This is a genomic window from Paraburkholderia sp. GAS333 (genome assembly GCF_050435665.1).
GTDB lineage: Bacteria > Pseudomonadota > Gammaproteobacteria > Burkholderiales > Burkholderiaceae > Paraburkholderia > Paraburkholderia fungorum_A.
In genome coordinates, this window is record NZ_JBNDKS010000001.1 from 1,602,399 (window position 1) to 1,624,967 (window position 22,569).

19 protein-coding genes are annotated in these 22,569 nt (G+C 62.8%); 2 read left to right on the forward strand and 17 right to left on the reverse strand.

The window, feature by feature from the left end:
- Positions 1 to 71 precede the first annotated feature (71 nt).
- The 10 genes from bktB to ABH945_RS07170 form a co-directional block, all read right to left on the reverse strand.
- Complete coding sequence (bktB, locus tag ABH945_RS07125) at positions 72 to 1,256, reverse strand: beta-ketothiolase BktB (RefSeq protein ID WP_074763907.1); 1,185 nt, start codon at positions 1,254 to 1,256, stop codon at positions 72 to 74.
- 101 nt (positions 1,257 to 1,357) lie between these two features.
- Positions 1,358 to 2,308, reverse strand: coding sequence for a sugar kinase (locus tag ABH945_RS07130; RefSeq protein ID WP_429250127.1), 951 nt, complete (start codon positions 2,306 to 2,308; stop codon positions 1,358 to 1,360).
- 3 nt (positions 2,309 to 2,311) lie between these two features.
- The gene (gene rimO, locus ABH945_RS07135) at positions 2,312 to 3,706 is read right to left on the reverse strand and encodes a 30S ribosomal protein S12 methylthiotransferase RimO (protein WP_074763905.1); all 1,395 of its coding nucleotides are present in this window, start codon (positions 3,704 to 3,706) and stop codon (positions 2,312 to 2,314) included.
- An 83-nt stretch (positions 3,707 to 3,789) separates the two neighbouring features.
- Positions 3,790 to 4,812, reverse strand: coding sequence for a tRNA dihydrouridine synthase (locus tag ABH945_RS07140; protein ID WP_429250128.1), 1,023 nt, complete (start codon positions 4,810 to 4,812; stop codon positions 3,790 to 3,792).
- 351 nt (positions 4,813 to 5,163) lie between these two features.
- Positions 5,164 to 5,781 (reverse strand): polyhydroxyalkanoate synthesis repressor PhaR, encoded by a 618-nt coding sequence (gene phaR, locus ABH945_RS07145; protein ID WP_074763903.1) that lies wholly within the window; start codon positions 5,779 to 5,781, stop codon positions 5,164 to 5,166.
- 133 nt (positions 5,782 to 5,914) lie between these two features.
- Positions 5,915 to 6,655, reverse strand: a complete 741-nt coding sequence (locus tag ABH945_RS07150) for a 3-ketoacyl-ACP reductase (RefSeq protein ID WP_074763902.1) — start codon at positions 6,653 to 6,655, stop codon at positions 5,915 to 5,917.
- Positions 6,656 to 6,942: 287 nt separating this feature from the next.
- Entirely contained in the window at positions 6,943 to 8,124 is a 1,182-nt protein-coding gene (locus ABH945_RS07155) for an acetyl-CoA C-acetyltransferase (protein WP_074766386.1), read from the reverse strand.
- Between the two features lie 154 nt (positions 8,125 to 8,278).
- Complete coding sequence (phaC, locus tag ABH945_RS07160; protein ID WP_074763901.1) at positions 8,279 to 10,114, reverse strand: class I poly(R)-hydroxyalkanoic acid synthase; 1,836 nt, start codon at positions 10,112 to 10,114, stop codon at positions 8,279 to 8,281.
- 714 nt (positions 10,115 to 10,828) lie between these two features.
- Entirely contained in the window at positions 10,829 to 11,686 is an 858-nt protein-coding gene (gene pgeF / locus ABH945_RS07165) for a peptidoglycan editing factor PgeF (protein WP_429250129.1), read from the reverse strand.
- Positions 11,683 to 12,951, reverse strand: a complete 1,269-nt coding sequence (locus ABH945_RS07170) for an RluA family pseudouridine synthase (protein WP_429250130.1) — start codon at positions 12,949 to 12,951, stop codon at positions 11,683 to 11,685. The genes pgeF and ABH945_RS07170 overlap by 4 nt, the downstream gene beginning before the upstream one ends.
- 38 nt (positions 12,952 to 12,989) lie before the next feature.
- On the opposite strand from ABH945_RS07170, the gene ABH945_RS07175 reads away from it, so the two are divergent.
- Complete coding sequence (locus tag ABH945_RS07175) at positions 12,990 to 13,850, forward strand: outer membrane protein assembly factor BamD (RefSeq protein ID WP_074763898.1); 861 nt, start codon at positions 12,990 to 12,992, stop codon at positions 13,848 to 13,850.
- A 137-nt stretch (positions 13,851 to 13,987) separates the two neighbouring features.
- Here the strand turns inward: ABH945_RS07175 and rlmD are convergent, their stop codons facing one another.
- From rlmD to surE, 6 genes are all read right to left on the reverse strand, one after another.
- Positions 13,988 to 15,406, reverse strand: coding sequence for a 23S rRNA (uracil(1939)-C(5))-methyltransferase RlmD (rlmD, locus tag ABH945_RS07180; protein WP_429250131.1), 1,419 nt, complete (start codon positions 15,404 to 15,406; stop codon positions 13,988 to 13,990).
- Positions 15,407 to 15,782: 376 nt separating this feature from the next.
- Positions 15,783 to 16,559, reverse strand: a complete 777-nt coding sequence (locus ABH945_RS07185) for a 3'-5' exonuclease (RefSeq protein ID WP_429250132.1) — start codon at positions 16,557 to 16,559, stop codon at positions 15,783 to 15,785.
- A gap of 4 nt (positions 16,560 to 16,563) precedes the next feature.
- Positions 16,564 to 17,634: an RNA polymerase sigma factor RpoS gene (gene rpoS, locus ABH945_RS07190; protein ID WP_429250133.1), complete on the reverse strand. Its 1,071-nt coding sequence runs from the start codon at positions 17,632 to 17,634 to the stop codon at positions 16,564 to 16,566.
- 11 nt (positions 17,635 to 17,645) lie between these two features.
- Entirely contained in the window at positions 17,646 to 18,572 is a 927-nt protein-coding gene (locus tag ABH945_RS07195; RefSeq protein WP_429250134.1) for a peptidoglycan DD-metalloendopeptidase family protein, read from the reverse strand.
- 5 nt (positions 18,573 to 18,577) lie between these two features.
- A complete protein-coding gene (locus ABH945_RS07200; protein WP_429250135.1) occupies positions 18,578 to 19,657 on the reverse strand; it encodes a protein-L-isoaspartate(D-aspartate) O-methyltransferase in 1,080 nt (359 codons plus the stop codon).
- Positions 19,654 to 20,412 (reverse strand): 5'/3'-nucleotidase SurE, encoded by a 759-nt coding sequence (gene surE, locus ABH945_RS07205; RefSeq protein WP_074766384.1) that lies wholly within the window; start codon positions 20,410 to 20,412, stop codon positions 19,654 to 19,656. Before surE ends, ABH945_RS07200 begins: the two co-directional genes overlap by 4 nt.
- A gap of 213 nt (positions 20,413 to 20,625) precedes the next feature.
- On the opposite strand from surE, the gene ABH945_RS07210 reads away from it, so the two are divergent.
- Positions 20,626 to 21,600, forward strand: a complete 975-nt coding sequence (locus ABH945_RS07210; RefSeq protein WP_074763891.1) for an NADPH:quinone oxidoreductase family protein — start codon at positions 20,626 to 20,628, stop codon at positions 21,598 to 21,600.
- A gap of 110 nt (positions 21,601 to 21,710) precedes the next feature.
- On the opposite strand, the gene ABH945_RS07215 is transcribed toward ABH945_RS07210, so the two are convergent.
- Positions 21,711 to 22,535 carry an ABC transporter permease gene (locus ABH945_RS07215; protein ID WP_429250136.1) on the reverse strand — a complete coding sequence of 275 codons (825 nt, stop codon included), beginning with the start codon at positions 22,533 to 22,535 and terminating at the stop codon, positions 21,711 to 21,713.
- Positions 22,536 to 22,569 lie beyond the last annotated feature (34 nt).

Consider the following 22,569-nt stretch of genomic DNA (forward strand, 5'->3'; position numbering starts at 1 on the left):
TTCCTCCTGCCAATACTGCGCGGTGCCCCCGAACCCCAGCCGGCACCGTTTAAACCTATGTCCAGCCCGCGTCAGATCCGCTCGAAGATCGCAGCAATGCCCTGCCCGCCGCCGATACACATCGTGACGAGCGCGTAGCGGCCGCCGACGCGCTGCAATTCATACAGCGCCTTGACGGTGATCAACGCACCGGTCGCGCCGATCGGGTGACCGAGCGAAATGCCCGACCCGTTCGGATTGACCTTGGCCGGATCGAACCCAAGCTCCTTGCTGACCGCGCAAGCCTGCGCGGCAAACGCTTCGTTGGACTCGATCACGTCGAGGTCGGCGACCGTCAGGCCCGCGCGCTCCAACGCCTTGCGCGACGCCGGCACCGGTCCGATACCCATGTAAGCCGGATCGACACCCGCATGCGCATACGACACCAGCCGCGCGAGCGGCTTGACGCCGCGCTTTTCGGCGACGCTGCGCTCCATCAGCACGACCGCGGCCGCCGCGTCGTTGATGCCCGACGCATTGCCGGCCGTCACCGTGCCGTTTTCTTTCGCGAACACCGGTTTCAGCTTCGAAAAATCTTCCGCCGACGCGTTCATTCGCGTGTGTTCGTCCGTATCGAACACGACATCGCCCTTTTTCGACGGGATCGTGATCGGCAGGATCTGTTCCTTGAAGTAGCCGCTGGCGATGGCGTTAGCCGCGCGGCGATGCGATTCGAGCGCAAGCGCGTCTTGCGCTTCACGCGAAATATCGTATTTACGCGCGACGTTTTCAGCGGTGACGCCCATATGGATCGACTGGAACGGGTCGTTCAGCGCGCCGACCATCATGTCGACGAGGCGCGCGTCGCCCATGCGTTGACCGAAGCGGGCGGCGGGCATCGAGTAAGGGGCGCGGCTCATGTTTTCCGCACCGCCGCCGATCGCGATGTCGGCGTCGCCGAGCAGCACGCTCTGCGCGGCCGAAACGATGGCCTGCAAGCCCGATCCGCACAAGCGGTTCACGGTTAGCGCGGGCGTGTGCTGCGCGACGCCGCCGTTGATCGCGGCCACGCGGGCGAGATACATGTCTTTCGGTTCGGTATGCACGACGTTGCCGAACACCACATGGCCGACTTCGTCGCCCGATACGCTGGCACGCACAAGGGCCTCACGCACGACGCGTGCGCCGAGGTCGGTCGGCGGAAAATCTTTCAGACTGCCGCCGAAACCGCCGATTGCCGTACGTACCGCGCTGACCACCACTACGTCCCGTTGCATCGCTCGCTCCTCTTTTAGTCTCTCAAGATGATCTTGTGATCTTGCCCGCGGGCCGCAGGCCGCGACATCGCCGCAGCGGCGTGTCGCGGTGGGCACGGATTTCAGCCTGCCAGCAGGCGTTGCACTGTCTCGCACGACGGAATCGGCGCAACCGCGCCGTAACCTTGCGTGGACAGCGCCGCCGCGACGTTCGCATAACGCGCCGCCGCAAAAGGATCGTCACCGGCGACGATGCGCGCGATAAACGCGCCGCCGAAGCAGTCGCCCGCACCGGTGGCATCGACCGCGTTGACGACGTGGCCCGGCACGACGCGCCGTTCGTCCGGCGTCGCGATATACGAGCCTTCCTTGCCGAGTTTCAATGCGACCACGCGCGGACCGTGCGACAGCAGGAAATCGACGATCTCGTCACGGCCGGTTAAACCGGTGAGTTCGGTGACGTCGTCCCAGCTCGGCAGACAGATGTCCGTCTGGCGGATCGCTTCGAGCATCACGGCGCGCGCGCGGGCCAGCGGCCACAGCTTCAGACGCAGATTGGTGTCGAAGCTCACGCGCACACCGCTTGCGCGCGCATGCGCGATGGCTTCGAGCGCGGCGTCGCAAGCGCTGACGCTGATCGCGAGACTGATCCCGGACAGGTGAATGACTTTGGCTGCCGCAATCGCGTCGCGCGGCAGATCGTGCGGCGCGTAGCAGCTTGCCGCCGAGCCGGCGCGGAGGTAATCGAATGCGTGGCCGTTCGGGCCGTGCGACACGAAATAAACGCCGGTGGGCGCGCGCGGATCGACGCGGACGAGCGACGTGTCCACCTGTTCGCGTTCCCACAGATCGATCAGCAGACGCCCGAAATGATCTTCACCGACCGCCGACACAAAGCCGGTCTTCGCACCTTGCCGAGCGGCGGCGATACAGAAGTTCGACGTATCGCCGCCGAAGCCCTGCAGATAGTTCGGCTGGTCTTTCGCCGACTGGTTGAATTCGATCATCGCCTCGCCGAGCGCGAGGATTTCCGGCGTGCTGCTGTTTGGCTGAGCGGTCGTACTCACCGTCATTGTTTAGACCTCGCCCCACAGGTCATGACCGTCGGCGCCGGTGATTTTCACCGATACGAAATCGCCGACCTTGTATCGCCTAGACGCCTTCGTGGACGGCGCGATATACACGACGCCGTCGATCTCCGGCGCGTCTGCCGCAGTACGGCCGACGCCGCCGTCGGCATTGATCTCGTCGACCAGCACCTTCAGCGTCTTGCCGACCTTCTTCGCGATCCGTTTCGCCGACACTTCCTCGGCCACTTCCATGAAGCGCGCGCGACGCTCTTCACGCACTTCGTCGGGCAGCGCGCCGTCGAGTTCGTTGGCCGTCGCGCCTTCGACCGGCGAGTACGCAAAGCAGCCGACCCGATCCAGTTCAGCTTCGCGGATGAAATCGAGCAGCGTCTGGAACTGCTCTTCGGTCTCACCCGGGAAGCCGGCGATAAACGTGCTGCGGATCGTCAGATCCGGGCACATCTCGCGCCACGCCTTCACGCGCTCCATCACCTTTTCGGCGTTGGCCGGGCGCTTCATGCGCTTCAGCACTTCGGGATGCGCATGCTGGAACGGCACGTCGAGGTACGGCAGCACGTGGCCCTTGTACGGACCTGCTGCCATCATCGGGATCACTTCGTCGACGCTCGGGTACGGGTACACGTAGTGCAGGCGCACCCACGCGCCGTATTGCGCGGCGAGTTCGCCGAGTGCGCCGACCAGGTCGGTCATGCGCGTCTTGATCGGCTTGCCGTTCCAGAAGCCTGTGCGGTACTTGACGTCGACGCCGTAAGCGCTGGTGTCCTGCGAAATCACCAGCAGTTCCTTCACGCCTGCCTTGAACAGGTTTTCCGCTTCAAGCATCACTTCGGCGACGGGGCGCGACACGAGGTCGCCGCGCATCGACGGGATGATGCAGAACGTGCAGCGGTGGTTACAGCCTTCGGAAATCTTCAGATACGCGTAGTGGCGCGGCGTGAGCTTCACGCCGGCGGCGGGCACCAGGTCGACGAACGGGTCGTGCGGTTTCGGCAGATGGGTGTGCACGTGCTGCATCACTTCGCCGACCGCGTGCGGGCCGGTCACCGCCAGCACCTTCGGATGTACTTCTTCGATCAGCCCCGAGCCGCTGCCGCTCTTCTTCGCACCCAGGCAGCCGGTGACGATCACCTTGCCGTTTTCGTTGAGCGCTTCGCCGATCGCGTCGAGGCTTTCCTGCACGGCTTCGTCGATGAAACCGCAGGTGTTGACGACCACGAGGTCGGCGCCGTCGTACGTACCGGAAATTTCGTAACCCTCGGCACGGAGCTGCGTGATGATCTGCTCGGAATCGACCAGAGCTTTCGGGCAGCCGAGCGAAACAAAGCCGACTTTCGGTGCGGCCGTAGGGGCGGCCGTCGGAGTAATCGTGGGGGTGGACATGGGGGGGACCGCTTGAATACGTTAAACCTTGAATTGTAGCGGTTCGCCAGGGCGACCGCTCGTAAGTCTTTGAATTTTCGCCTTCAACCGGCAATGGCGTCGGCGAGATCGGGTTGATCCGCGAGCAGGGTTTCGCGAGACGAGCGTGGGCCGGTGGATTCCAGCGCCTGTTCGATGACGCGCAGAATTTCGTGTGAATCCTGTACCCGCCGGATCGCCGCATGCAATTCGGCGGCCTGCGGCCACGTCCGCTGAAGATAGCTGAGCCACTTTTTGACACGCCCGTGCTCATGGCGGGCAACGCCGAGCGCCTGTATTTTCTTCAGATAACCCGCGATGTCATGAAGCACGACGCGCCAGTCTTCGGCGGACGGAAGCGGGTCCATCTGACCACGTATTCTCAGCGCCAGAAATGGGTCCGAAACCGCGCCGCGCCCTAACATCACGTCCGCACAGCCGCTGACCGCCCGGCATCGTTCCCAGTCCGCCACCGTCCAGACTTCGCCATTGGCGATGACCGGCACGTCGACGGCCGCGTCGATGTGCGCGATCCACTCCCAGTGCGCGGGCGGCCGATAGCCGTGATCGCGGGTCCGTGCATGGACGACGAGCGACGCCGCCCCGCCTTCGGCCAGCGCCACCGCACACTCCAGAGCCAGCGCCGTGTCCGATACGCCGAGACGCATTTTTGCCGTCACCGGGACCTCGGCGGGCACCGCTGCGCGAACCGCCGACACAATCCGGTTGAGTTGCCGGGGATCGGCCAGCAACATGGCCCCTCCGCCGTGCTGATTAACCACTTTGGCGGGACAGCCGAAATTCAGGTCGACCCCGTAAGGCGACAGGCGCGCCGCGTGAGCCGCATTGCGGGCCATCCATTCGGGATCGCTACCGAGCAACTGGATCACCATCGGCGTGCCGGCTGCCGTACGGCTGGCGTGCCGCACCTCGGGCGCTTCCCGCTCGTAGACGCGCGCAGGCAGCACCGACCCCGTCACGCGGATGAACTCGGACACGCAACCGTCGAATCCGCCCGTGCGGGTCAGCACGTCGCGCAACACGTAGTCTGCAAGCCCTTCCATCGGGGCGAGAAACAGCCGGCTCATGCGGGCGTCTCATCAGACGAAGCACTGGCGCAATGGCAAAAGGGATTTGAGACGTGCAAGGGAGTCCAGCGGGTGGCGGATAGAGACAATTGAGGGAACGATGCGGCGGGGCATTGAGACCCGGGTCCCGTGGCGACGGCGCCCCGTACGTTTAATCCACAATTGTACCGTGCCGGCTACCCCTGACTTGCGCGTTGCGCAGGGAGATGCGCTGTGGCTGGACCCACTGACAATTTCGCCGGAACGTTTCGGCTCGCCAGTTGTGCCAGTTGTTCAAGGGTGGCGGGACCACGTCGCGGCCGCGGCTTCCCGTCCAGGTAACCGCGCGCCACCAGCCTCCTTCAAACCGCCCTACTTCTTCTCCGGCTCCGGATTCGTCTGCGGCGTGCCCGGCACACTGCCGGCACCGGCCGCATTCACCGCACCGCCCGGCGTGAACGGGAACGTGGCGAACATCGATTTCGCCTGGGTCTGCATCTGCTCCTGCATCTGCACGAACATGTTCTTCGACTGCTCGATGTAGCTGGTCATCATGCCCTGCATCATCGGCGCCTGCATGTTCATGAATTGCGACCAGACCTCCGGGTTCATCGCCTTGCCTTCGTACAGATTCTTCGACTGGTCGGCGAGTTTTGCCTGAATGTCGATGAAAGCCTGAATGTTCTTTTCCAGGTACGTGCCCATCATGCCCTGCATCGCATGACCGTAAAAACGGATGATCTGCGACAGCATCGACGACGAGAACATCGGCAAGCCGCCGCTCTCTTCTTCGAGAATGATCTGCAACAGGATGGCGCGCGTCAGGTCCTCGTTGCTCTTCGCATCGATGACCTTGAAATCCTCCTGATCGAGCACGAGCTGCTTCACATCCGTCAACGTGATGTACGTGCTTGTCTCGGTATCGTAGAGCCGACGATTCGGATATTTCTTGATCAGTCGTTCGGCTGTTTTCTTTGTAGTAGTGGTCATGTAACGCCTTTGAGCGCGAGTTGAGCGCGGAACGGCGTCTACCTGCTACGCAATGGTTGCCATTGCGTAGCAGGGACGCCGCCGTAACCATCTGAGCCGAAGCACGCCGCCTTGTGAGCGGCGCGCCGGTGACTCAGCCCATATGCAAACCGCCGTTAAGCGAAAAATCAGCACCCGTGGAGAAGCCCGATTCGTCCGACGCGAGCCACGCGACGATCGAACCGATTTCGTCCGGTTGACCCAGGCGGCGCACCGGGATCGTTGCCACGATTTTTTCCAGCACGTCCGGACGGATCGACTTGACCATGTCGGTGCCGATGTAGCCCGGCGACACGGTGTTGACCGTCACGCCCTTGGTGGCCACTTCCTGCGCAAGCGACATCGTGAAGCCGTGAATGCCGGCCTTCGCCGTCGAGTAATTGGTCTGGCCGAACTGGCCTTTCTGACCGTTCACCGACGAGATGTTGATCACACGACCGAAGCCGCGCTCCACCATACCGTCGATCACCTGCTTGGTGACGTTGAAGAGGCTGGTCAGGTTGGTATCGATCACCGCCGTCCAGTCTTCGTGCGTCATCTTGCGGAACACGACGTCACGCGTGATGCCGGCATTGTTCACCAGCACGTCGATCTCGCCGACTTCGGCCTTGACCTTGTCGAACGCGGACTTGGTCGATTCCCAATCGCCGACGTTGCCTTCGGATGCGATGAAATCGAAGCCAAGCGCCTTCTGCTCTTCGAGCCACTTCACGCGACGCGGCGAATTCGGGCCGCAACCTGCGATCACCTTGAAGCCCTCTTTGTGCAGCCGCTGGCAAATGCTCGTGCCGATGCCACCCATCCCGCCCGTTACATACGCAATTCGCTGTGTCATAAACTACACTCCGTTATCGTTTTCGAGGCGCCGACCGGCTGCCTCTTCCCTCGCCTTGATGCTTCATCTCCGCTGCCGCCGGGCGACCGGCGCTGACGAGGCCACTGCTGAATGCGCGCCACCTGCTTCGCGTGCGGCGCGCGGCAACCCGGCCTGAGGTTGCGTGAAACCGCCTGATAACACAGTGATGCTACCAGGCACGGCTCATACCGGGTTATTGCCTGCCTGATGCCGATTCTTACCGGCGTCTGATATCTGGCTGACTATCAGCGCCCGGCGCCTCGACCTTAAGCGCGCTCGACCGCCAGCGCCACACCCATGCCGCCGCCGATACACAGCGACGCCAACCCCTTCTTCGCATCGCGCTTCTGCATTTCGTGCAGCAGCGTGACGAGAATCCGGCAACCGGACGCGCCGATCGGATGGCCGATTGCAATCGCGCCGCCGTTCACGTTGATCTTCGACGTGTCCCAGCCCATTTGCTGATTCACTGCGCAAGCCTGCGCGGCAAACGCTTCGTTGATTTCCATCAGGTCCAGATCGGCCGGCGTCCAGCCTGCACGCTCGAGGCAGCGGCGCGAAGCGGGCACCGGGCCCATACCCATCACCTTCGGATCGAGACCCGAGGTCGCGTAAGCCTTGATGCGCGCGAGCGGCTTGAGGCCGAGCGCCTCAGCCTTCTTCGCCGACATCACCAGCACGGCCGCCGCGCCGTCGTTCAGACCCGACGCGTTAGCCGCCGTAACCGAGCCTTCTTTCGAGAAAGCCGGCTTCAGACCTGCCAGCGATTCCGCCGTCACGCCATGACGGACGAATTCGTCAGTAGCGAAACGCAGCGGTTCGCCCTTGCGCTGCGGAATCTCGACCGGGACGATTTCGTCGTCGAAACGGCCGGCCTTTTGCGCGGCTTCCGCCTTGTTCTGCGACAGCGCCGCGAACGCGTCCTGCTGCTCGCGCGTGATGCCGTATTCCTTCGCGACGTTTTCCGCCGTCACGCCCATGTGGTACTGGTTGTACACGTCCCACAGGCCGTCGACGATCATCGAGTCGACCAGCTTCGCGTCGCCCATGCGGAAACCGTCGCGCGAACCCGGCAGCACGTGCGGCGCGGCGCTCATGTTTTCCTGGCCGCCGGCCACCACGATGTCCGCGTCACCCGCGATGATGGCGTTGGCCGCGAGCATCACGGCCTTCAGACCGGAGCCGCACACCACGTTGATCGTCATGCCGGGCACTGCGTTGGGCAAGCCCGCCTTGATGACCGCCTGACGCGCCGGGTTCTGCCCCGAGCCTGCCGTCAGCACCTGGCCGAGAATGACTTCGCTTACCTGTTCGGGTTTCAGACCGGCCCGTTCGAGCACGGCGCGAATCACCACGGCGCCGAGATCAGGCGCGGCAGTCTTCGCCAGCGAACCACCGAATTTGCCTACTGCCGTACGGGCGGCCGATACGATCACAACATCAGTCATTTCCATATCCTCCGGGCATGCCGGCCGAAAGCGCCGCTGCCCGTCAAGTTAAAAATCTTGTTGCTCTTACGCCCTTACTGAATCAGACGCTCATTCACATCGCATCATTCACATCCAAACATCGCACGCGTGAAGCGCGTCATAAAACGAAACCTTACTCGCGTTGCCGCACATAACGTCCCGGCGCGGGCTCGATCACCGGGTATTCCGCCGAGCCGGCCGTGGCACGCGGCTTCACTTTCTTGCCGCCGTACTGATCGAGCCACGTGGTCCATTCGGGCCACCAGCTGCCTGGCACTTCGGTGGCTGCGCCGAGCCAGTCGTCCGCGCTTTCCGGCAGCGTCTTGACGTCGCCTTCAAGCGTCCAGAAATTGCGCTTTTTCTTCGCGGGCGGATTGATCACACCGGCGATATGCCCCGACGCACCGAGCACGAATTTCAGCGGGCCGCTCAGCAACGGCACCGATGCATACGCGGTTTGCCACGGCACGATATGGTCTTCGCGTGAACCGTAGATGAAGGTCGGCACGTCGATCTTCGACAGGTCGACCGGCTCGCCGCACGTGGTCAGTGCACCGGGTTCACGCAGCTTGTTCTCGAGATACGTGTTGCGCAGATACCAGACGTACATCGGTCCCGGCAGACTTGTCGAGTCGCTATTCCAGTACAACAGGTCGAACGGCACCGGAGTGCGTCCTTTGAGGTAGTTGTCGACGACGTAGTTCCACACCAGATCGTTCGGCCGCAGGAACGAGAACGTGTTCGCGAATTCGAGGCCGCGCATCAGCCCCGCCGGCGCGCCCTTCTTGCCGCCGATGGTCTGCTCACGCATCTGCACATGCGCTTCGTCGACGAACACGTCGAGCACGCCCGTATCGGAGAAGTCGAGCATGGCGGTAAGCAGCGTCATCGACGCCGCCGGATGTTGGCCGCGTGCCGCGGCCACCGCGAGCGCCGTGGCGAGCATCGTGCCGCCGACGCAGAACCCGAGCGTGTTGATCTGCTCACGGCCGCTGATCTTGCTGACAGTATCGATCGCGGTGAGCACGCCTTCGCCGATGTAGTCGTCCCACGTTTTATGCGCGATGGATTGATCCGCATTGCGCCACGAAATCAGGAACACCTGGTGTCCCGAATCGAGACCGTGAGCGACCAGCGAATTCTCCGGTTGCAGATCGAGAATGTAGAACTTGTTGATGCACGGCGGCACGATCAGCAAAGGCCGTTCACGCACGGTTGCCGTGCGCGGTTTGTACTGAATCAGCTGCAGCAGATCGTTTTCGAATACCACCGAGCCTTCGGTGTTCGCGAGATTCTCGCCGACCACGAAACGCGATTCGTCGGTTTGAGAAATCTTGCCGCGCTGCATGTCGCCGAGAAGATTCATCACGCCCTGACGCAAGCTTTCGCCCTTGCTGTCGAGCAGGGTTTTTTGCGCTTCCGGATTCAACGCGAAGAAGTTGCTCGGCGACGCCGCCGCAGTCCACTGCTGAACTGCGAAACGGATGCGCTCACGCACCTTCGGATCAGTGTCGAGTGCGTCGACCATTTCCTGCAGATAACGCGCGTTCAGCAAATACCACGCGGCAGTGAACGCATAAGCGGGCGTAGCGCTCCACGCTTCCGAGCTGAAGCGGCGGTCCTTCAGTTCAGGTGCTTTGCTGGCCGACGCGGTAGCCTGCTGGATCAGTTCCAGCGCCTCACGCGAATAATCGGACTGGAGTTTCTGCAGACGCTCCGCGGGAATCGCGGCGCTTGGAATGTTCAGGTTCGCGAACGACGGCATGGAAGGCATCGAGCCCGCCATCAATTTGCTGAAGTCGGGCATGCCGGGAAACGCGGTGGGCATCTGGGGGAAACCCTGCGGAAAACCCGCCGGCATACCCGGAACCTGGGGCATCTGCGGCATCGCGAACGGCAAGCCGCCCGCGCCCGGCGGAGTGCCGAGCGAACGCCACGCGTTCATCCATACGTCGAGTAATTGCTGCATGCCTGCGGCCGGCGCGGCACTGCTCGTACCGGCCTGCTGCGTATGCTCCGTGGAGGAGTCCGTGCTGGGAGAAGCTGAGGAATGTGATGCTGCCATACCTGCTTTTGACCGGTAAGTCCTTGCGGACGGGTTGGAGAGGCAGGTTCGTGCGCACGTGAGCGACTGCTCGCGACCTCGTCACGCCCTGTCCCATGTACGAGGAGCTCGTGAGGAACATTCTTGCTCCCCATCGCAAGGCATGTCAATGCTTGTTCCCGATTTTGCCGCAGTGCGATAGTTTTTTAATTATCGTTTTCCCTGTGTAGCAGATAGCGCTTTTGAGACCTCTTTGAAAAAGGATGATCGCGGACGAAAAAGCTCCCATCTTGCATAGGCTTATGTGGATTTATCCGTTCGCGATCAGACATTTTTCGCGGCGGTTTTACGTCAGTGGAAAGAATTCTGGCAGTGCAGCAAAATTCGCTCGACACCTCCGAATTAACCCTCATACAGGGGTTCGTACGGATGCCTGGTAAATCGCGCCTTGTCGCCGGAAACTGTCTCGAAAACGACCACGCCCGCATGATGAAGCAGCGAGCTGTCGCGTCATCATGCGGGCGTGAGATTGCTTGAGTGTGAAGCCGGGCGAAAAAGCTGAAAGACGCGACAACGCGAAGACCACGTTGCGACATCGCCCGACTGCAATCGATGCAGCGAGCGACGCCCTCGTCTGCTTCAATCGGCGAGTGCTTGCGCGTGATCGTCGAGCCAGATCAGCGCAGCCATGCGGCCGGTTTCGCGGTCGCGCCGATAGGAATAGAAACGCTCGCGTTGCGCGACCGTGCAAAGATCGCCGCCGGCGATTCTGGTCACGCCGAGCGCCTGCAAACGCAAGCGCGCCAGCGCCGGAAGATCGGCGAGATATTTGCCAGGATTGTGCGGATGCGCGATGAACGCATTCGCCGTCGCATCGCGTTGTGCGCCGCCGACGCCCTTCATGAAGGCGTCACGCACGTCAGGGCCGACTTCGAACGCGTCGGGACCGATCGACGGCCCGAGATACGCTTGCAGCGCCCCCGGGTCGACGCCCGCGAGTTCCGCGACGCGCTGCGCGGTCTGCTCGACGATGCCCGCCGCCAGTCCGCGCCAGCCCGCATGGGCAGCACCGACCGCGCGGCCGGCTTCGTCGCACAGCAGCACCGGCATGCAATCGGCGACCATCACGACGCATACGGTGCCGGGACGATCGGTGACGCTCGCATCGGCTTGCGTCGGGCCGCTGCCCGCGCGCGTTTGCGCAAGAGCGTCTTCGGCGCGCACGATGCCCGCGCCGTGAATCTGCTCGAGCCACGCGACGTCGGTGACGCCCGCAAGTGACAACAGCCGCTCGCGGTTGATGGCGACCGCCGTCGGATCGTCACCGGCTTTCATTCCCAGATTCAGGCCGCCGGGCTGATCCGCGCCATTCTGCCAGCGCCCGAACGGCGGCTCGCTGACACCGCCGTTTCGCGTAGTGACGAGCGCGCGCACGCGCGGCGATACGTTCCACGCCGGCTGCACCACATCGGCAAAACCCAGCTCGGGGAGAGTCATGCGCGATCGTCCTCGTCGTGGTCGTCGTCATGTTCTTCGGCGTCGTGATCTTCGGGATCGCCGTCTTCGATGTCATCGTCGAGCGACTCGTCGTAGCCGTCTTCTTCGTAATACGTCTCGTCGAACTCGCCCGCGTCGTCTCGCCCAAGACCGAGCGCCGCCGACAGCACTTCCATATCTTCCGGCGCATCGGCACGCCATTGCATCGTGCGACCGGTTTTCGGATGAATCAGCCCGAGCCGCCACGCGTGCAACGCCTGGCGCGCGAAGCCGTCGGGCAGCGGCGTCACCGAGCGCTTGCCGCGTGCACGCCCATACACCGGGTCGCCGAGCAGCGGATGGCCGATGTGCGCGCAATGCACGCGAATCTGGTGAGTCCGCCCGGTTTCCAGATCGCAATGAATCGCGGTGACCGGCTGACGCTGCCAGATCGCCGAATCGACGCGCCGGAAGTGCGTGCGTGCGGCCTTGCCCGACGCGCTCGTCACCACCGCCATACGCGTGCGCTCGCGCGGGTCGCGGCCGATCGGCGCATCGATCGTGCCCTCCTCGGGCATGTTGCCCCACACCAGCGCGAGATAGCGACGCTTCACCGTACGTGCCTGCAACTGGCGCACGAGATCAGTCTGCGCTTCGAGGGTGCGCGCGACCACCATCAGCCCGGAAGTTTCCTTGTCCAGTCGATGCACGATGCCCGCACGCGGCAGGCCCGCCGCGGCGTCGCCATAGCGATACAGCAGGCCGTTCAGCACGGTGCCGCTCCAGTTGCCGGCTGCCGGATGCACGACCATGCCGGCCGGTTTGTTGATGACCACCAGCGTATCGTCTTCGTAGACGATCTCGAGCGGCACCGGTTCGGGCGTGAACGCAAGCTGTTCGGGCAGCAGATCGGGCACCAGTTCGATGGTCGCGCCGAGCGGCACCGGCTGACGAACTTTCGCCGCCTTACCGTCGATCCGCACGCGTTCGGCCTCGATCCAGCTCTGCAGACGGTTGCGCGAGAACTCGGGGAAAACGCGCGCGAGCACCTTGTCGAGGCGCTCCCCGGCCAGTTCGTCGGGCACGACGACGCTGCGCGGGCTCTCGTCGGCGACCGGACTCGCCACGGTCGGAACCATGGCTGGCGGGGCTGTGAGCGCGTCGCTGCCGAGATCGTCGTCGAGGGAATCGACGCCCAACGCGTCGGAGGGGTCAGCGCTTACGCTATAATCTTTGTTGCTATTCCCGGCACCGGTTGCGGCGCCTGGAGTATTTGAGCGGGTCATTGAGTCTGGGTCACCTGGACGTAAAGCTAGACTGGAAAATGCGAGCCTTGAACACCATCACTAAAGCGGCGATCAATTTGGCGGCCATCAAGAAGGCGGCCCGTAAAGTGGCCGGATACATTGCGTGTGCCGCTGCCGTCACTGTTATTGCGGCTTGCCACGGCCTGCCGGAAAAAACCGACGAAACGGCAACGTGGAACAACAACAAATTATATACGGAGGCGAACGACGCTCTGACCGGCGGTGATTTCGGCAAGTGCGCAAAGTACTTCGAAATGCTTGAAGGCCGCGACCCGTTCGGCCACTTCGCCCAGCAGGCGCAGATCAACGTCGCTTACTGCAACTGGAAAGACAGCGAAAACGCCGCCGCCGACCAGGCCGTCGACCGCTTCATCCAGCTGCACCCGGATCATCCGGACATCGCTTACGCGTACTACCTGAAGGGCATGATCCACTTCAACGACGACCTCGGTCTGTTCGGCCGCTTCTCCGGCCAGGACATGAGCGAGCGCGATCCGAAGTCGCTGCGCGAGTCGTATGACGCGTTCAAGGTCGTGGTCGACAAATACCCGAACAGCAAGTTCGCACCGGACGCGGCGCAACGCATGCGCTACATCGTGAACGCGCTGGCATCGCACGAAGTCCACGCGGCCGACTACTACTACCGCCGTGGCGCTTATGTGGCTGCGATCAACCGCGCTCAACTGGCGTTGCGTGAATACAAGAACGCACCGGCTATCGAAGACGCACTGCACATCATGATGCTGTCGTATCAGAAGCTGAACCAGCCGCAACTGGCCGACGACACCAAACGCGTGCTGGCCGGTACGTTCCCGGACAGCCCGTACATCACGGGCCATGCTCGCCCGGGTACGGTGAAGTCGTGGTGGCAGTTCTAAGCCGCGCAGCGGGTTAAGCCGCACATCTGAAAAAAAAGCCACGACTTCGGTCGTGGCTTTTTTATTTGCGCGAAGCGCAGCGGCTTTGACGCTATGCGAAGGCGGCTAACCGCCGCCTTTCACTGCGTCGGCGACAGTCAATCCCGTTCGAACAACGCGATCGACTCCACGTGCGACGTATGCGGGAACATGTTCACGACGCCCGCGCCCACCAGCCGGTAGCCGGCCTCGTGCACCAGCAGCCCCGAATCGCGAGCCAGCGTCGCCGGGTTGCACGACACATAGACGATCCGCTTCGGCAGCGGCCCGTCGCCGCTTTGCGCGATCTCTGCCAGCGCTTTGGCAACGGCCTGTGCGCCTTCGCGCGGCGGGTCGATCAGGAATTTGTCGAAGTGACCGAGCGCGCGCATGTCGTCGGCGGTGACTTCGAACAGATTGCGGCACGCGAACGACGTATGCCCCGCCACGCCGCTCAGCTCCGCGTTGGCCAACGCGCGCGAGGTCAGCACTTCGCTGCCCTCGATCCCGACCACTTCCTTCGAAATCCGCGCGAGCGGCAGCGTGAAGTTGCCAATTCCGCAAAACAGATCGAGCACACGATCCGTGCGCGCCGGCGCCAGCAGGCGCAACGCGCGGCTCACCAGCACACGGTTGATCGCGTGATTCACCTGGGTGAAGTCGGTCGGCTTGAACGGCATCCGGATGTCATATTCCGGCAGCGTGTAGTCGAGTTCCGGCTCGAGTGGATAAAACGGCGCAACCGTTTCCGGGCCGGCCGGCTGCAGCCAGAACTGCAGCTTGTGCTGATCGGCGAAATCGCGCAGAACCTGCTCGTCCGCTTCGGTCAGCGGCGCCAGATTGCGCACCACCAGCGCCGTCACCGACGAACCCACTGCCAGTTCCAATTGCGGAATACGATCGTGGATCGACAACTTACGCACCATGAAACGCAAAGGCATCAGCATCGCCGACACATGCGGCGGCAATACTTCGCAGGTTTTCATATCGGCGATGTTGCCGCTTTTCTTTTCGTGGAAGCCGATCCGCATACCGCCTTTTTCCGGCAGATACCGAACAGCCAGCCGCGCGCGATAGCGATAACCCCAGGCCGGCCCGTGGATCGGCCGGAACACCGTTTCGGGGCGTAGCTTCGCCAGATGCTGCAGGTTGTCTTCGAGCACGCGCTGTTTGACGGCGACCTGCGCGCGAACATCCAGATGCTGCATCGAACAGCCGCCGCAAACATCGAAATAATTGCACTTCGGCTTCGTGCGGATCACGCTTTCGCGGAATACCTGAACGACTTCAGCCTGCTCGAATTTCGCCTTGCTGCGATGCGTCGAATAACTGACGCGCTCGCCCGGCAGCGCACCCTCGACGAAGATCACCTTGCCGGGCGTGCCGTCTTCGGTTTCGGTGCGGCCGACGCCGCGCGCTTCCATATCGAGCGAAGTGATTTCGATGACCGGCTCATTGCCGGTGATAACGAGCGCGGGCGCGGGCGGCGGCGTCTTATGGCGCTTCGGCGAGCGACGATGGGGGGCAGTTCGGGACACCTGCGACTTCCTGACAACTTGGGGAAAGGCGAGATTGTAGACGAAGCGGGGATGTTGCCCACGAGTTGAGGCGGCGGGTCGGGGTGTGAGCGCGGACCTATGGGTTGTTTGCGCTCGCGTTTGGACATCGTCCCACCGCCGGCCTACACATCAGTTATTGCAGCGCAAGTCGCCGGGCAGAAGGGAGCTATCCATCTGCCGGGCCTGTCGGCAATCATTCAAAAGCGGCTCGACTACCTTGCTACGGCTTTCCTGTGCGACAGGTTTCTTTGCACGCCGGGGTTGTCGCGCAACCTTACTGCCGCCGACTGCCCGGCGTGCATCCTGGCGAAAGGCTTATTGCACTGCCTCGCCACCACAATAAGCTCGCGCCAGATCACTGATCAAACGCGGCCAGATACTCAGCCCATTGCGGCGCCGCTTCCTTCGCGAGCGCCCTCTTGACCAGATTGATTTCGTCGGAGTACTCCTCTGCCGAAAAGCCGCCGCGAATCAACTGAAAACGGCAATACAGCAGATACGTATTGACGACGTCGGTCTCGCAATAATTGCGGATTTCGTCAAGTTGCCCTGCCTGAAACGCGTTCCAGACCTGACTGCCGTCCATCCCCATCTTGCCGGGGAAACCGCACATCTTGGCGAGCGCGTCGAGCGGCGCGTTGGCGCGGCCCGAGTACATCGCGAGCACGTCCATCAGATCAGTGTGACGCGCGTGGTATCGGCTGATGTAGTTGTTCCACTTGAAGTCGCGGTCGTCCTCGCCGAGATCCCAGAAGCGGCTGGCGGGAATGCCGTTGACCAGCGCCCGGTAGTTCAGCACCGGCAGGTCGAAGCCGCCGCCGTTCCACGACACGAGTTGCGGCGTGTACTTCTCGATCACCCGATAAAACGACTGCACGAGCGCGGCCTCGCCGTCTTCGAGCGTGCCGAGCGAGCGTACGCGGAAACCGTGGTCGTCGCGGAACACGCAGGAAATCGCGGCGATCCGTTGCAGGTGATGCGGCAGGAAATCGCTACCGGTTTTTTCGCGCCGCGCGGCGAACGCGTGTTCGGCGACTTCGGCGTCGCTCATCGTGGAAGGCAAATCGTCGAGGCGGCGAATGCCGGCGACATCGGGAATCGTCTCGATGTCGAATACAAGAATCGGTGTCATCAGCTTATAAAACGGCGTCCTTCCGAACACCGTTGGAGGCAAAGAAGCGCTTCAGTCGGACAAGCGCTTCCTGTTGGATCTGGCGCACACGCTCGCGCGTGAGGCCCATTTCGTCAGCCAGCTCTTCGAGCGTGGCGGGTTCGATGTGATTAAGCCCAAAGCGGCGCTCAATCACATGACGATGCTTGTCAGACAAGCGCGCGAGCCAGGCCCGCGTCAGCGTTTCCAGTTCGCGATGCTGCACTTCGGCGTCCGGCGACTGGCTCTGGTCGTCGGACAGCAGATCGAGCAGGCTGCTCGCCGGATCGAGATCGAGCGGCGCGTCGAGCGACGCTGTGTGCTCGTTCAGCGCGAGAATGTCGGTGACTTCGTCAGTGGTCTTGCCGGTCAGATAGGCAATGTCGTCGATGCTGGCGTCACGCCGCTCGGCAGCCTCGCCGGAATTCATCGAATTTTTTTCCAGATGACGCTTGGCACGCAACACCTGGTTCAACTCGCGAATCACGTGCACCGGCAAACGCACGGTGCGCGCCTGGTTCATGATCGCGCGCTCGATGCTCTGGCGAATCCACCAGGTGGCGTAGGTCGAAAACCGGAAGCCGCGTGTCGGATCGAATTTCTCGATGGCGTGCATCAGGCCGAGGTTGCCCTCTTCGATCAGATCGAGCAACGGCACGCCGCGATTCAGATAACCCTTCGCAATGCTGACCACAAGCCGCAGATTGCGCTCGATCATCACCTGCCGCGCTTCGAACTCGCCCGCCTTGGCAAGACGCGAATATTTCTGCTCTTCTTCGACGGTGAGAAGCGGCTTGACGCTAATGCGGTTCAGATAATGCTGGATTGTGTCGGCCGTCAGCTCGGCTTGCAGCAACGCGCGAAAGTCGTCTGCGTCCGGCGCGGCTTCGCGCGGCTCGCGACCCTCTTCTGCGCCACTGGACGACTCGTCGAGATCGCGTTCTTCTGCGATCTCTTCTTCGGCTTCCGAAGCACCGCTGTCGTCCACCGAAGCGGACGTAGCTTGGCTGATCGTTTCAGATTCGGCTTGCGGCTGGCGGCGCTTCGGTTTCGGCATGGTCGTATCGCTTATTGCGGCGGCAAATACTTCAGTGGGTCGACAGGTTTACCCTGCCGGCGAACTTCGAAATGCAACATAACACGGTCGGAATCGCTATTGCCCATCTCAGCGATCTTCTGCCCCTTCGTTACCGCGTCCCCCTCTTTTACCATCAAAGCGCGGTTGTGTGCATACGCGGTGAGATAAGTTGCGTCATGTTTGATGATAATGAGGTTGCCGTAGCCACGCAGCCCATTTCCGGCGTACACGACGCGGCCATCGGCGGAGGCTTTGACCGGATCGCCCGAGGCGCCGCCAATATTGACGCCCTTGTTGGTCGAATCGTTAAACGTGCCGAGCAGTGGGCCACGCACCGGCCACGCAAACGCGACATTGCCCGATGCAGCGGGGCTCGAGTCGCTGGCAGCGCCCGGCGCAGCCTGCGGCGCCATCGACGCGTTGTTCGCGGCCGAACCATACAGCGGCGGCGCAGCGACGCCGTTCGCAGCCGGCGGCACGCTGCCGAGCGGCGCGCTCTGCACCGCAGCACCGCCGATGATCGGCGCGGTCGCCACACCCGGCGTCATCGCGGCGGTATTCGCGCCCGGCGGCACGACACGCAGCAACTGATCGACTTCGATCTGGTTCGGGTTGGTCAAATTATTCCACGCCGAAATGTCGCGATAGTTCTGGCCGTTCTCCAGTGCGATCCGATACAGCGTATCGCCCGGTTTCACGCGGTAGTAGCCCGGCGGCGGCGGCCCGAGCGGCACGGGCGGCGGCGCTGCCTGCGTACTGAGCGGCGCACCGCCGGAGCGGTCGACGACCGGCGCCTGATCGAGCCGGGAAGCACAGGCCGTCATCAACAGGGACAAGGCGAGCACGCACACGCTACGCTGGGTTACGGTCATGGGGACATTCAGGCTGGTTCTTTGCATCGCGCGCAACATACTCATCGGTGTCAAATCACTCCGGATTTTAAGGGTACAAAGAAAACGCGATCAAGGCGCGACTCGCGCCACTGCGCCGGCCCGAGACGCTCGACCAGCGTCAGCACCTGGTTCTGGCCGTCCTGCGAGCCGACCGGCGCGACCAGACGGCCGCCGATCGCGAGTTGTTCAAGTAAGGCTTGCGGTACATCGAGCCCCGCAGCCGCGATCACGATCGCGTCGAACGGCGCGGTGGACGGCAGTCCGAGGCGGCCGTCGCCGTAATGCAGCCGGATGTTCGGAATGCGCAGCGGACGCAGATTCGTCTTCGCGCGTTCGGACAATGGCTTGATGCGTTCGATCGAATAAACCTCGCGGGCCACCTGGCTCAGCACCGCCGCCTGATAACCACAGCCGGTGCCGATTTCGAGCACGGTGTCGAGCGCGCGTCCGGCCGCCGCCAGCTCGATCATCCGCGCGACTACCGAGGGCTTGGAGATCGTCTGGTGATGACCGATGGGCAACGCCGCATCTTCGTAAGCCTGGGCGGCAAGGCCCGGGTCGACGAACATGTGGCGCGGCACCACCGCCATCGCGTTCAACACGCGCTGGTCGGTCACGCCGTTCGCACGCAGGCGTTCGACCATCCGTTCGCGAACCCGTTCCGAAGTCAATGCAAGTGCGCCGTTCAGCGCGACATTGGGCGCGGCGGTGCGCTCGCCGGATCGGGCAGCGGGTTTAGCGGACGGGGACGAAGACGCCGTGCGCGCGGTCACGCCCTGAACATGGACGACCGGCTTCGCCTGCGATTTAACCGACGGGGCGGCCTGCGGTTTGGGTGGCGCGATGGATTGCGGCGCGGTTTGGGGTTTCGCTTGTGGCCGCGCCTGGACTGCCGCAGCTTGCGACCGGGCATGCGCCTGACTTTGAGGCTTTGACTTGACCGCCGCGCCCGCCGGCGAATTCCTCGCTGGCTGCTGTCGTGCGTTCAGCGCGGCGCTCGCGGCCAGGGCCGCCGCGCGCACTTCGCCTGGACGCCCTTCGGGACGGCGCGGTTCGCGCACCAGATCCTCGAGGCCGAGCGGAAAGCGCTTTGCGCGCTCGTTTGTCATGAAGCGCCGCTGCCGGCGCGCGCCCAGTCGCGCGCTGCGGGCAGCATTTGCGTGTGGGTCAGGTCGAGCTGAAGCGGCGTGATCGACACGCGGCCATTCGCAACCGCATGAAAGTCGGTGCCTTCGCTCGCGTCGCGCGCACTGCCGGACGGCCCGATCCAGTAGATCGGTTCGCCCCGCGGATTGGTCTGCCGGATCACCGGTTGCGACGGATGCCGCTTGCCAAGACGCGTGATATGCCAGCCGTCGAGTTGCTCGTACGGCAGGTTCGGAATATTCACGTTCAGCAGCGGATGCCCAGGCAGCGGCTGCTCGAGATAATGCGCGACGATCTCGGCGGCGACACGGGCTGCGTCTTCGAGATGCACCCAGTCTTTGTCGACCAGCGAGAACGCGATGGCCGGCACGCCGAACATGATGCCCTCGGTCGCGGCCGCGACCGTGCCCGAGTACAGCGTGTCCTCGCCCATGTTCTGACCGTTGTTGATGCCCGATACGACCAGATCCGGCGTGTGGTCGAGCATGCCCGTCAGCGCGATATGCACCGAGTCGGTGGGCGTGCCGTTCACGTAATAGAAGCCGTTGGCCGAGCGCAGAACCGACAGCGGCCGCGATAGCGTGAGTGAATTCGACGCGCCGCTGCAATTCTGTTCGGGGGCCATCACGGTGACGTCCGCGATCGGCTTGAGCGCTTCGTAAAGCGCGGCAAGGCCCGGCGCCAGATAACCGTCGTCATTGCTGAGTAGGATTCGCATGCGGCGATTGTAACCGAGGAAAGATGGCGCGCGAGCGACACGGCGGCCCATGCGTATACCGCGCAACGCGCCTGCGTCTTTGCTTGCCGCAAGCCAGGTGCATGTGATTTGCAAGCGTCGCATCTCACGTACGCAGCGCAAATAAAAAGCACGATCGTACGCATTGCTTTACACTCAGAATGATTGCGGACCCCCTATCGACATGGAGACACGATGCGCGCGATTCGCTGTAATCAATATGGGCCACCTGAGAGCCTGGTCGTCGAAAATCTGCCTGATCTCGAAGCACCTCCCGGCCACGTCGTAATCGACGTCAAGGCGGCAGCCGTCAACTTCCCCGACGTGCTGATCATCGAAAACAAATACCAGTTCAAACCGCCTCTGCCCTTCACGCCGGGTTCGGAAGTCGCGGGCGTCGTGCGCGCGGTCGGCGCCGATGTCACGCAGTTCAAACCGGGCTCGCGCGTGGTCGCGTTCACCGGATCGGGCGGCTTTGCCGAGCAGGCGATCGCCCCCGCCGCAGCATGCGTGCCGCTCGCCGACGGCGTCGACTTCGACGTAGCGGCGGCCTTCACGCTTGCGTATGGCACGTCGCATCACGCGGTGGTCGATCGCGGCCAGTTGCAGCCCGGCGAGACGATGCTGGTGCTCGGCGCGGCAGGCGGCGTCGGGCTCGCGGCGGTGGAGATCGGCAAGGCGCTCGGCGCGCGCGTGATCGCGGCGGCATCGAGCGATGAAAAACTGGCGACCTGCGTCAAGCATGGTGCGGACGCGACCATCAATTACAGCACCGAAGATCTGCGCGAGCGCATCAAGGCGCTCACCGACGGCAAAGGTCCGGACGTCATCTACGATCCGGTCGGCGGCATTTATGCGGAGCCGGCGTTTCGTAGTATCGGCTGGCGCGGGCGTTATCTGGTGGTCGGCTTTGCAAACGGGGAGATTCCGAAGCTGCCGCTCAATCTGACACTGCTCAAAGGTGCGAGTCTGGTCGGCGTGTTCTGGGGCGATTTCGCCAAACGTGAGCCGAAACACAACCAGGCCGCATTCCAGCAGATGACCGGCTGGATCGCCGAAGGCAAGCTCAATCCCTACGTATCCGCACGCTATTCGCTCGACGATACCGGGCACGCATTGCGCGATATGGCCGAACGTCGCGTGATCGGCAAGGTGGTGATTACGCCGTAGTCCTGGGCTTTAGTCGACGCTGCCTCGACAGCACGAGGTTGATCATGAAACTGAAACGGCGGCTGGTTAAAAACCTGCCGCCGTTTTTATTTAACTCGAAGCCTGCATCGTCATAACTTCTCTGCATCCCCGGTCTTAGGCTGCCACTTCATCAAGCGACGCTCGCCGATCCCGACTATCGCATCGAGAATCAGCGCGAACGCGGTTAACACCAGAATCCCGGCGAATACGGTGTTGATATCGAACGTGCCTTCGGCCTGCAGAATCAGATAGCCGACGCCGCGCGCCGAGCCAAGGTACTCGCCCACCACCGAGCCGACAAAAGCCAGCCCGACCGACGTATGCAGGCTCGAAAACACCCAACTCATCGCGCTAGGCAAATAGACGTTGCGCAGCAATTGCTTGCGATTCGCGCCGAGCATCCGCGCGTTCGCGAGCACGACCGGGCTGACTTCCTTCACACCCTGATAGACGTTGAAGAACACGATAAAAAATACCAGCGTGACGCCCAACGCGACCTTCGACCAGATCCCCAAACCGAACCACACGCCGAAGATCGGCGCGAGGATCACACGCGGCATCGAGTTGGCGGCTTTCACATACGGATCGAACAACGCACTCGCAATCGGCGCGAGCGCGAGCCACAAACCGACGCCGAGTCCGAGCGCGGTGCCCAGCACAAATGCAAGCACGGTCTCGACCAGCGTGATCCATAGATGCAGATAAATCTCGCCGCCCGCGAACCATTCCCAGATCCGTTGCAGAACCTTCTGCGGCTCGCCGAAGAAAAACGCGGCTTTGTTCGGATCGTCGAAATAGAACGGCGGCAGCAGCGTCGGGCTGGTCAGCACGTACCAGAGCACGAAGCACAGCACCAGCAGCAACCATTGCCAGATCACCAGATTCGCCCGGCTCGGGCGCAACGTCTTCCACATGACTCGATTTGCCTTGGACGGTTGAGACAAGCGT